Origin of the sequence: Paenibacillus aurantiacus, from assembly GCF_042431225.1 — a bacterium.
Classification (GTDB): domain Bacteria; phylum Bacillota; class Bacilli; order Paenibacillales; family Paenibacillaceae; genus Paenibacillus_Z; species Paenibacillus_Z aurantiacus.
In genome coordinates this window covers 546,490-556,595 of sequence record NZ_JBHMDO010000022.1, presented here as the reverse complement: position 1 = coordinate 556,595, position 10,106 = coordinate 546,490, and the positions used below count along the sequence as shown (strand labels likewise).

The window sequence follows — 10,106 nt, the reverse complement described above, 5'->3', positions numbered from 1 at the left end:
CGTGTTGACCGACAGCTGACGGTGCGTGTTCAGTGCTGCAATGTTGTGGTTGATAATCATGATGTGTTTCCTCCTTGGAAGTTGAAAGCCCGCTTCCTTGCGGACCTTGTTGGATGTCAGCCAGAGTGCCGAGTGTCTCGCGCCCTTGCTTATTATATATATCGGCCTCTTGATAGATTTGTTTATAGCCTTTGGAGCTTCGAAGACGCCCAAATAATAGAAAAACCCCTGACTATCGCATCAGAGGTTTGTCTTCACTATTGCCAGTCCGGTCGACTGGGCGGCTATTCGGAACCCCTCAGCAAGTCGGTTAATTGCTGAAGCGAGGCTACGCCCTGCGAGGCTTCTTTGTTCGATGCCTGGATGTTCAGGTAGATCTCCTTGCGATAGACCTCGATTTCCTTCGGAGCCCGGATCCCCAGCTTGACGTTATCTCCTTCTACGCTGACGACAACGACCTCGATGTTCCCGTTAATCATGATGGACTCGCCTTTCTTGCGTGCCAATACAAGCATTACGATTCCCCCTGTCCTTGGTTACCAGCACCGCCTTCGGGACGCATGAGCGGGTGACGGTTACTATAGCTGCTGCCATGCAGAATGATCTGACGTGCGCTTAGCTTCGTACGGTTCATAATGATAGGCGCAAGGAGGTTAATCGTCGATTCGCTCGCCACGGCCGGCAGAATAATGACGGACCATATTTCGACGTCAGAAACGTCGGAAATATGAAGTTCCTGTTGGATATGTTCGGGCAGCTCCCATTCGTAATCGGGATAGAAATAAAACGGATCGCCGACGAGCAACGAAATGTCCGGGTCGCTAAGTGATTGAAGAAGTTTGATGGGCAGATCGATCTCTAGATCAAGCAGCGCAAACCGGAGATGATCCTCAAAGCCCGGCAGTCCCTGATCAAAGGCAAGCTCCCTCGATCCTGTCACTTTCACATTACCTAAACGTTTGGCAGCTACCTGCATCGTACATTCCTCCAATCAGATATATAACAAAAAACCATAGGCAGCGTTCCGCAAAAATAATGCGTTGCTGCCTATAGCTTCATTCTCTGCTTATAACGGGATATCCAGCTGCGGAGGCGTGATTTCCAAACTGTTACGCTGGCGCAAATAAATATCCGTCTTCCCCGGCGTATAGTTGTGAATCGGCCTGTTCGGCGTTACGTTATACTCAACGCCGCCAAGCTGCACCTCGATAACAGGTTTGCTGGCTGTATACTGGATGTCTACATTATCCATCGAAGCCGGTCCTTCGAAGGCAAATTCCGGGAATGTGCGGCGCCAGTCCTTCGCTGCTTCCGCGATGGGGTTCCCCCCTTGATGAATGGCCGCCATCTGATTCCCCTTCTCCACAATGCGCGATATGCCTTGAAGCGCAAGTTCGGACGCCTTGGCATAAATGCGCTTCATGGTCTCCAGATTGTTCCCAAGCGCAAGCGCATCCCGGGCTCGCGACTGGTCGATCTCCAGCTTGCCCGAAGGCTGTTGTATATCGAGCTTGGCATTAATCTGTCTCATATCGATGGTTGCGCCCGGCTGCTCAATCTCCTGTTTGGCAGGCGTAGTCTGCATGCCGATCAGCGCCATCTCTTGATGAATTTGAATCTGAGGGATGCGCAGGTTGGTTCACCTCTATCTCAAGAAGTCGACAAGGCTTGGCCGGATAATTTGGGCTCCGGCTGATAAGGAGGCCTGATAAACGTTCTCCTCCATCTTCAAGTTCGTAATCACTTCGGACATGTCGGCATCCTCTGCCTTCGCTTGAACGGTCTGCAGATTGATGCCATTATCCTGAAGGCGCGACGTGATTAGCTCGACACGGTTCATGCGTGCCCCTACCTCCGAGCGCTTCTCCAGCATGGTGCTCATGCGCGTGTCAACTCTGCCCAGCATACTCGACACCGCTGCCGTATCGTCAGACTCCAGCGCTTTAACCGCCTGGCTAATGACGTTAAATACGTTATCGCTGGTCCCCTCTTGACCAGGTGCCACGGCCGGGCCGAAAAATTCATCCCCGGTCACGTTCACGGCCATGACCATGCCTGGAGACAGCTCATATTTAATTTGTCCAGCATCGCTGGTAACATTCTGAGCCATTGCCGGCGTAGGCGTCGTGCTTGCGGCCTCGTCGATCGTAACTTTCGGATAAGGGGCAGACAAGGTTTGTTCGCCATTGAACATATACTTCCCATTAAACTGGCTGTTTCCGATTTCAATCATCTGGCTGTGAAGCTGCTTCAGCTCGGTGCTGATGGCAATACGGCCGTCATGCGATAAAGTATCGCTTGCGCCCTGTACCATGAGCTCGCGAACACGCTGAAGCACCTCTGTAGCTTCGCCCATGGTCGTATCGGTATGCTCCAGCAACGATGTGGCCGAGCCGACATTGCGCTCGTACTGCTCATTGGATTGCAGCTCGCTGCGGTAGCGCATCGCAAACGTCAGCCCCACCGGATCATCCGATGGTTTGTTGATTTTCTTGCCGGAAGAAAGTTGATCCTGCAGCGTATTCATACGATTCATATTTCCGGTTATATTACTAAGGAGACGGGCGTTCATCATCGATTGGGTGACACGTAATGACATCGCTAATTACCTCCGTGATCTAGGATTTAAGAATTAGAGGCCTACGCGGCCCATACCGTTGATGATCTTGTCCAGCATCTCGTCCATCGTGGTCATGTTACGGGCAGCCGCGTTGTACGCATGCTGGAACTTGATCAGATTGGACATTTCTTCGTCCAGCGAAACCCCGCTTACCGATTGGCGGTTCGACTCGACTTGGTCGACAAGCGATTGCTGGTTCGCCAATCGGCGATTGGCTTCCTCGGCTTGTACGCCCAATTGGCCGACCACCGAACGGAAATAAGCATCGCCCGTATTCAGGTCCGCGTCCGTCGCGTTACCGAAGTTGAATTGGCCATCCCGCATTTGGGAGAACAGTACGGCCATCGAGTTGTTGCCCATAATAACCGTGTCGCTGCTCGCCCCGATGGACACGCGCATCGACGTCGCGATCTTATTCGCGTTGGCTTCGATTTCCGGATTGAGCCGCAAGCTCTCGGCCGTCAAGCCTGCCGTCGTGCCGTCCGCTTTCGTGAAGAACGCAACCCCGGTGGAGTTGGACGTGAAGTTGTAGCCCAGTTGGTGCAGTCCGTTCAACCCGTTGACTTTCACGGTCAGATCCGCGGTCAACGTCCGGTTCGCCCCCGTATACGTCACATTGTTCAGCGTCGTGCCTTCCGGCAGGACCGACCCCTTCGGAATTGTTACCTCTACCTCGCCATTGGCGATCGAATTCACCATGTTATCCAAATCCGAAATATACCCCTGCACGAACTTATCCCGGGATTCCACCATGCCGTACAGCTCGCCGCTGTTCAAATCGCCGGAAGCGTATGCCGTCGCGACCGTCTCGGCGGACAGCGGCGACACCGTCGAGCCGTTCAGCAGCTCGTTGCCTCCCATTGCGATGCGATACCCGTTCGAGGCATGACTCACCGTGATATTCATGATTTTGGACAGCTTGTCCGTCATCAAATCGCGCTGGTCGCGAAGATCGTTGGCATCGTTGCCGAGCGCTTCGATCTTCTGGATGCTGCTGTTCAGCTCCGCAATATTGTTCAGGTACGCGTTGGCCTGATCGACGCGGATCGAAATGTTCTCCGAAATGTCGCCTTTCAGGTCGTTCAGCTGCTTCGCCGTCTGATTGAAGGCGTCGGTCAGCGCAAGCGCCTTCTCCCGGACGATCTTGCGGCCGTCGGCGCTCTCCGGCGTCTTGCTAAGGTCCGACCAGGCGTCATAGAAGTTGGACATGACCGTGCGGATACCGGTATCGGACGGCTCGTTCATGATTTTCTCCAGCTTCTCCAGCACGTCCTGCTGAATCTCGTAGTTGCCAAGCGACTTATTCTCGTTTCGGAACTGATCGTCGAGGAACTTCTCGCGGATACGGGTAATCGAGGTGTATTCCACCCCGGTGCCGATCTGGCCGGCGGCGGTCGAACGCTGCAGCCCGAAGGCTTCCATTGGTTTGGAAGCGGTTAGGTTCACGGTCTGGCGCGTGTAGCCTTCCGTATTCGCGTTGCCAATGTTATGTCCAGTCGTATTCAGCGCGGCCTGCTGCGCAAATAAGCTTCTTCGTGCGGTCTCCAGCCCATGAAATGTTGAGGTCAACTTGGCACTCTCCTTCGTTTAAGAGGTTGTACAAAACGCTCGCTTTATGCCTTTGTATCGTATTTATTTAAACGACTATGACCGTTCGCCTGCAAGGCGCGGTGATACGTCACTTCTTCTTCGACAGGTCCAATCAGCAGATCCAGCGAGTAGTCCACATAGTTGAGCTGCATGCGCAATAGCTGCTGATTGAAATCGTTCAATTCCTTCAACTTGTCGATCAGCCTGCGCAGCGTGTCGCTGGTCTCGATCAGCACCTTCTTCTCTTCCGCGCTATAGACGGCTTGAATCAGATGCTCCATCTTGAACTTGCGCACGACGACGAGACCAGTCTGTTTGAAATAATCCCGAACGAGGTTGCTTCGCTGCTGCTCCAGGTCGACCAGCGTCTGCAGCTGCTTCTTCTCCTGGCTCGTCACGCGAGACAAGCCGTTCGTATCGCCGGCTCCGATCACCTGCTGCTTCTCTTTCCCAAGCGCAATCAGCTGCTCGTGCACCTCGATCAATCCCTGCAGAACGTGTACGATATCTTTGACGACCTCTTGCATATTGGCAACGGCCCCTTCCCTTGTATCGGTTGTCAGACGTTATCGGATAAATGGCAATACTTTGTCGGCCAGCTTGCCGGCATCGACATGGTACGTGCCCGAAGCCACTTGCGCTTTGAGCTCTTGAATGCGCTGCGTACGTTCAGCGTCGTTCGAACGGCTCGTAGAGAGCATCTCCATCGCCTCCGCTGAGAACTTGACTTCATCCTTCTGCTGCTTGCGCTCCGTGTTCCCGGTCGCGCGCGCTTCGTTTTGCTTCTGATAAGGGTTGACTCCGCTAACGCGGCGCATATCGTTAATCTTCATGGAAATCCCTCCATAGTGGAAACAGCCAAATAAAAAAGCCGATTTATCTGTTGTATACAGATATTATCGGCAATTTTACAAGAAAATTTATATGATTTCGAGCATTGTTTAAATTTAACTTTTGGTGCGGTAGATACCAGCCCCCGAGCTCTTCTGCGCATCGGCTTTGATTTGCTCGTTCATCTGTCCGACATCCTTGATCAGACGCGTCCGGCAGTCTTGACACATGTTCCCCTCGCGGATCATGCTCGAGCACACTTCGCACGGATAACCAAGGTTAGGCGAGCCGATGATCGAAATGCGGCCTTCACGGATGAATTTCGTAATTTGCTTAACGGAAACGCCGGTCGCGTCGGAGAGCTCGTGCGTCGTAATGCCTTTATTCTGACGAAGATGCTCGGCGCACAACGAATACTCTTGGTCGATTTCCTTGATGCAGTTCGGACATACGTCTCTAAAGTTCTTGGTAAATAGTTTGCCACAGCGCGGACAATTCGCAATGTTCATGTCCATGCCTCCTCCCCTAGGATGCAGATATGGTTATTCTATCAGTTGTATCGACAAAATACATCATAAATTGATATACCCGAGCACGTGGTACATTCAGGAACGAGCCAGCGTCAACGCATAAATCTCGACGCGCGCCTCCGGATCCAGCTGCCGCAAGGCCCCGGCCAGCGCGGCAGCGCATGCGTCGATGGTGCTCCCGGTCGTATAGACGTCGTCGATTAGCAGCAGACGGAGCGGACTTTGGGCGGGAGAAGCGGCCTGTCGTCGGCGCCTTGCGCGGAACGCCGCGAACGATTGGTTGGCGTTCCGCGCAAGGCGCGAGCGGAGAAGCTCCGGCAGCCGCGATTCTTCTGCCGCGAAGAGTCCCTGCGTATTCTTCATCCGCTCGCGGCGGGAGATGAAACTCTGCTTGCCGCTGTTCCGCGTGCGGCGCAGCGCCTCGATGACCGGAATCGCGAGCCGCCCGCCCACGTAAGACGCCAGCTGCTCCGCTTGATTGAATCCCCGCTCCGCCAGCCTCTCCTCGCTCAGTGGCACAGGAACGAGCGCGTCGTACCCAAAATGCGCGTATATTGCGCGACGTTCGGCAAGGAAAAGCAGACCTGCTGCCGCCATCATCTCGCCTAGTACCGGAAGCAGCGCTTCATGCCCCCGGTACTTGTACAACGCGAGCCAGCTTCGGACGGACTCATCGTAACGCACGGCGCTTCGGCTGGCTACGAAGCTAGCGGCGGTTCTGCGCAGGCAATCGCCGCAGCGCTCCGGCCTGCCGCAGACCGGACACGTCACTCCGCGTATCCAAGGGATGGCTTCCGTGCAAGCGGGACACAAACCGGCGAACGACGCCTTGCCCGCGCTTCGGAAGGCATGACCGCACACCGGACAGGCTTGGCTTGCGGGCGAGAGCATGGCGAGCGCGCCGGAACAGCCGTTCATGACGGCACCGCGGAGCGCCTCTAGCGACCGGACGACCAGTCCCGCGGCGCTCATGATCTGGTCTCCGCGCCGCGACCGGCGTTCGGGAGCGCTCCCAGCGGCCGCAGCGCGTGTTGAGCAGGCTGCGACGACGGAGCCGAGGGCGCTGCCGGGACCGAAGAGGCCGGGGGAGTTGAAGGGTAAGGGCGAGCCAAAAGGGCTGAAGAGACCGAGATGACCGAAGAGGCCGTGGAGCTCGATGTGACCGCGGAGACCGAAGAGCCTGTGGAGCTCGATGCGACGGCGGAGACCCCGGAGATCGCGGAGACCGAGGAGCTCGATGTGACCGCGGAGACCGAAGAGCCCGTGGAGCTCGATGCAACCGATGAGATCGAGGATACCGAGGAGCTCGATGGGACCGAAGAGATCGAGGATACCGAGGAGCTCGATGGGACCGCAGAGACCGTGGAGCTCGAGGAGCTCGAGGGAGCCCAGAGAGCGCGCTTCCCGGCACCGCTCGCCTTCAAGTAACCCCGCTTCGCCGCGATCCGGTTCATGGCCCGGATCTCCTTCGTCGCGCTGCGCTGCGCGTTGTTGAACGCGGCGGCGCAGAAGTACACGCGTCCCGCAGGGTCATGGAGCGACCGCCCCGCTCTCCCCGCCATCTGAATGAGCGACGCGTCGTCGAACAGTCGTCCATCCGCGTCCAGGATGAAGACGTCGCTCCGCGGAATCGTCACGCCGCGCTCGAGGATGGTCGTCGTCACGAGCAGACGTATGTCGCCATCCCGAAAACGCTGGACTTTATCGGTCCGCGCCTCGTCCTTCGAGGACGTGCCGTCGATCGCTACCGCCTTGAATTCGCGGCGGAGCCGCGCAACGAGCGGCTCTACGTGGCGAATACGCTGCACGAACACGAACAGCTGGGCGCCTCTGTCCAGCGACGCCTGCAGCGCCCGCCGCAAGGTCGGTGGGAACCGAAGCTGGTTCAGCAGACGGTCGACCGTCGGTATGCGCAGCATGACCGGCTCCGGCAGCGGGTGCCCGTGGAAGCGCACCGGAACGCGCGCATGCGGCAGGCTCCCGCGCCTGGCCATCGCGCGCAGCTTGGCCGGCGGCGTGGCAGACAGCAGCACGGTCGTGCCATCTGGCGCCATGGAATGGCTCGCCGCATAATGCAGCTGGGGATCTCCGTGGTAAGGGAAAGCATCTATCTCGTCGACGATCACGAGGTCGAAGGCTTCCCGGAACCGGAACAACTGATGCGTCGTGGCAAGGGTGATCCCGCCGCTCTCCCAGCGCTGCGGACTGCCTCCGTACAGTGTGACGACCCGCTCCGCCGGGAAAGCGCGGCGAATGCGCGGGTCCAGCTCCAGCACGACGTCGCGCCGCGGCGTCGCGATCAGCGCGCGGCCGCCCCGCTCGAGCGCCGCGGCGACAAGCGGGAAGATCATCTCGGTCTTCCCGGCTCCCGTGACGGCCCAGAGGAGAAACTGGCGCTGAGGGAGGAAGCGTGCTGGAGCATCAGCTGGCCTAGTGGGGGCGGATAACGGGATCATCCGCCGGGGAGTCGCCTGTGGCGCCAGCGCCGCCGCGAACCGACCGGCGAGGCGGCGCCACGCTTCACGGAGCCGCTCCGCCGGCAGGGCGCGCCGCTTCGCCTCCGGCGGCGCGCCTTCGATGCAGCGAAGCGCGGCGGCCGCGGCCGCCTGCTGAGCCGGGCTCAGGTTCCATGGCGCGAGCCTGGCCGCCATGGGGCGCTTCGGTGCGGCGAGGGGCGACGCCGCGCTCGGGCTTGGCGGCGTGCCGAGGATAAGCAGCCCGCATTCGCGGCTGCGGCCCATGGCGAGGCACGCCTCGCAGTAGGCGCACGCGCGGCGCCCGCATGCCGCGCAGGGCGTGCGCCTCAAGCGCGCCTCGCCGCTGCCGCATCTGAGGCAGCGGCGAGGCCGGGGCTTGGCGCTGGCCGCGCGGAGCCGCCAGCGCCCGTCAGGCGGCGCCGGTGCGACCGCCGCCTCCAGGCGCGCAAGGCCGAGCAGCGCGGCGAGCTGAAGCCGCGGCGCGAGCTCGCGCCACTCGGCGACGCCAAGCAGCGCAAGCGCCTCGGGTATGTGCAAGGCGCGGCCGAGGAGCTGCTCCGCGTCGCGGCGCGCCTGCCTGCCCAGCGCGGCGAATGCGGCGGTCTGGCGCCACGCCTTGTCGGACGCAGCGCCTGATGCGGCCGGCTGGAGGGCCAAGGTTCTCTCCCGCACTAAGCGGGCCTCTCCATCGCGCCCATCGTCATCCTCCAGGGGCACCCACATCCGCACTGCTCCCGAGACCCCCGCTTTGGCCCCTTCACGCCTATTGGACTCGCCTCCCTCCGCTTCCATCGCATCTCGCACGCAGCGGCGCAGCAGCGCTTCCCCGGCCGCCTCGTCCATCGTCTTGCCCGCCAGCCGCTGCCACCGGTCCGCCGCATCGATCGCCGCTCCAAGCGGCAGCGGCTCATTCCATGCCAGAATCTTGCGCTTCTTATGGGCTGCTGCCGCTTTATACCTATCGCCATACTCGCTCGCTCGACCAGCTTGTCCCATACCTAGGTGCTCTCCCCCTGGGCGGCGCTCCGTTCGCCCACCCTCCCCGTTCAAACCTTGTTCCTCCCGGAGACGTTCTCCACCTGGACTTAGCCAATACCAGCGGTCCACCTCGGAATCGAGCGTCCAGCGGCACGAGCTTCCCTCCTGCCCCAACAGTGCATACAGCACGACCTTCATTCGACTTCCCCCTCCGCCTAAAGCCGGACAACAAAAAAAGCACACCCTGCAGCCGCTTTACGCGGCATACGGGTGTGCTTCACTCGTCCGTCTTCCTATTTGCCATTCATTATAACCTGCCTCCGCCCGAGCGGCAATGTGCTATTGCGGCAGTTTCGACCAGTCCGCCGGTTCGCGCAAATCGACAAGCACCGCATGGTCCGGCTCCGTAATAATTCCTTCTGCCTGCAGCATCCACATCAAATGCGTCGGCTCGACCGTCTCTGCCTTTACAGTCGGTTGATCGGAGCGGCGACTCCGCACCGTCAGCAAACGCTTCCATTTCGGGATATTCCGACCCGCTCGCTCGCCCTCTTCCGCCGGTAATGCCTTCGCGCGCTCCTGATTCGCAGGTTGGAAGCTTCCTTCGAATTTCCTCCCGTCCGCCAACTGCACATCCATACCTTTCTTCGCGAACAGGCTCGCGATTCGAACGGTATCGTCCTCCGAGCCCCGGTCGATGATCGTCACCTGCACCTCTTTCCCGCTTCGGTGCGAATAGCGGCGCAGCCCGCGCATATACCATTCCATCCGGTGCTGCTCATTGCCCGCCAGCAAAACATAATGCTCCGCCTTCGGTTTCCTCCTGAGCTGGAATGCCGCATGCACGAGGGCCGCCGCCACTACATAGCAACCGATCACCCACAGCAAAATTTCGATCATGGCGGCCACCTCCTTTATGCCAGTTTATGCACCGCCCCGCCCAGGGGTTACAGATGAAAGAGACAAGTCCGCAGATAGGCAGAACTCCCCTGTTCAAGCGGGGGCCGATCGGTCCTCTGCCCGGTTGAAAGAAAAAACCGCCCGGGACACCAGCCCGAACGGTTCATTCCACCTTCCACC

12 protein-coding genes are annotated in these 10,106 nt (G+C 58.9%); all 12 read right to left on the bottom strand.

Annotation, left to right across the window (positions count from 1 at the left end; all coding sequences use genetic code 11):
* Positions 1 to 213 (bottom strand): hypothetical protein (locus tag ACFFSY_RS14085; protein WP_377494920.1); only part of this gene is annotated, 213 nt, incomplete at its 3' end.
* A 71-nt stretch (positions 214 to 284) separates the two neighbouring features.
* The gene (gene csrA / locus ACFFSY_RS14080) at positions 285 to 515 is read right to left on the bottom strand and encodes a carbon storage regulator CsrA (RefSeq protein ID WP_377494918.1); all 231 of its coding nucleotides are present in this window, start codon (positions 513 to 515) and stop codon (positions 285 to 287) included.
* A complete protein-coding gene (locus ACFFSY_RS14075; protein WP_377494916.1) occupies positions 515 to 976 on the bottom strand; it encodes a flagellar assembly protein FliW in 462 nt (153 codons plus the stop codon). The genes csrA and ACFFSY_RS14075 overlap by 1 nt, the downstream gene beginning before the upstream one ends.
* Before the next feature lie 90 nt (positions 977 to 1,066).
* Complete coding sequence (locus tag ACFFSY_RS14070) at positions 1,067 to 1,612, bottom strand: DUF6470 family protein (protein WP_377494969.1); 546 nt, start codon at positions 1,610 to 1,612, stop codon at positions 1,067 to 1,069.
* Between the two features lie 33 nt (positions 1,613 to 1,645).
* Positions 1,646 to 2,599, bottom strand: a complete 954-nt coding sequence (flgL, locus tag ACFFSY_RS14065) for a flagellar hook-associated protein FlgL (RefSeq protein WP_377494914.1) — start codon at positions 2,597 to 2,599, stop codon at positions 1,646 to 1,648.
* A gap of 33 nt (positions 2,600 to 2,632) precedes the next feature.
* Positions 2,633 to 4,189 (bottom strand): flagellar hook-associated protein FlgK, encoded by a 1,557-nt coding sequence (gene flgK / locus ACFFSY_RS14060; protein WP_377494912.1) that lies wholly within the window; start codon positions 4,187 to 4,189, stop codon positions 2,633 to 2,635.
* 44 nt (positions 4,190 to 4,233) lie between these two features.
* Complete coding sequence (locus ACFFSY_RS14055) at positions 4,234 to 4,737, bottom strand: flagellar protein FlgN (RefSeq protein WP_377494910.1); 504 nt, start codon at positions 4,735 to 4,737, stop codon at positions 4,234 to 4,236.
* Positions 4,738 to 4,776: 39 nt separating this feature from the next.
* The gene (gene flgM / locus ACFFSY_RS14050; protein WP_377494907.1) at positions 4,777 to 5,043 is read right to left on the bottom strand and encodes a flagellar biosynthesis anti-sigma factor FlgM; all 267 of its coding nucleotides are present in this window, start codon (positions 5,041 to 5,043) and stop codon (positions 4,777 to 4,779) included.
* 114 nt (positions 5,044 to 5,157) lie between these two features.
* Entirely contained in the window at positions 5,158 to 5,550 is a 393-nt protein-coding gene (locus ACFFSY_RS14045; RefSeq protein ID WP_377494905.1) for a TIGR03826 family flagellar region protein, read from the bottom strand.
* Positions 5,551 to 5,646: 96 nt separating this feature from the next.
* Entirely contained in the window at positions 5,647 to 6,543 is an 897-nt protein-coding gene (locus ACFFSY_RS14040; RefSeq protein WP_377494903.1) for a ComFC family protein, read from the bottom strand.
* Positions 6,540 to 9,269, bottom strand: a complete 2,730-nt coding sequence (locus ACFFSY_RS14035; RefSeq protein WP_377494901.1) for an ATP-dependent helicase ComFA — start codon at positions 9,267 to 9,269, stop codon at positions 6,540 to 6,542. Before ACFFSY_RS14035 ends, ACFFSY_RS14040 begins: the two co-directional genes overlap by 4 nt.
* A 96-nt stretch (positions 9,270 to 9,365) precedes the next feature.
* Positions 9,366 to 9,926 (bottom strand): hypothetical protein, encoded by a 561-nt coding sequence (locus ACFFSY_RS14030; protein ID WP_377494899.1) that lies wholly within the window; start codon positions 9,924 to 9,926, stop codon positions 9,366 to 9,368.
* Between the last annotated feature and the right edge of the window lie 180 nt (positions 9,927 to 10,106).

Excerpts from the sequence above, each read along its gene's own strand:
- flgL (WP_377494914.1), bottom strand. The coding sequence starts at position 2,599 with ATGTCATTACGTGTCACCCAATCGATGATGAACGCCCGTCTCCTTAGT.
- ACFFSY_RS14030 (WP_377494899.1), bottom strand. The coding sequence starts at position 9,926 with ATGATCGAAATTTTGCTGTGGGTGATCGGTTGCTATGTAGTGGCGGCG.
- ACFFSY_RS14055 (WP_377494910.1), bottom strand. The coding sequence starts at position 4,737 with ATGCAAGAGGTCGTCAAAGATATCGTACACGTTCTGCAGGGATTGATC.
- ACFFSY_RS14075 (WP_377494916.1), bottom strand. The coding sequence starts at position 976 with ATGCAGGTAGCTGCCAAACGTTTAGGTAATGTGAAAGTGACAGGATCG.
- ACFFSY_RS14045 (WP_377494905.1), bottom strand. The coding sequence starts at position 5,550 with ATGAACATTGCGAATTGTCCGCGCTGTGGCAAACTATTTACCAAGAAC.
- flgM (WP_377494907.1), bottom strand. The coding sequence starts at position 5,043 with ATGAAGATTAACGATATGCGCCGCGTTAGCGGAGTCAACCCTTATCAG.
- ACFFSY_RS14040 (WP_377494903.1), bottom strand. The coding sequence starts at position 6,543 with ATGAGCGCCGCGGGACTGGTCGTCCGGTCGCTAGAGGCGCTCCGCGGT.
- csrA (WP_377494918.1), bottom strand. The coding sequence starts at position 515 with ATGCTTGTATTGGCACGCAAGAAAGGCGAGTCCATCATGATTAACGGG.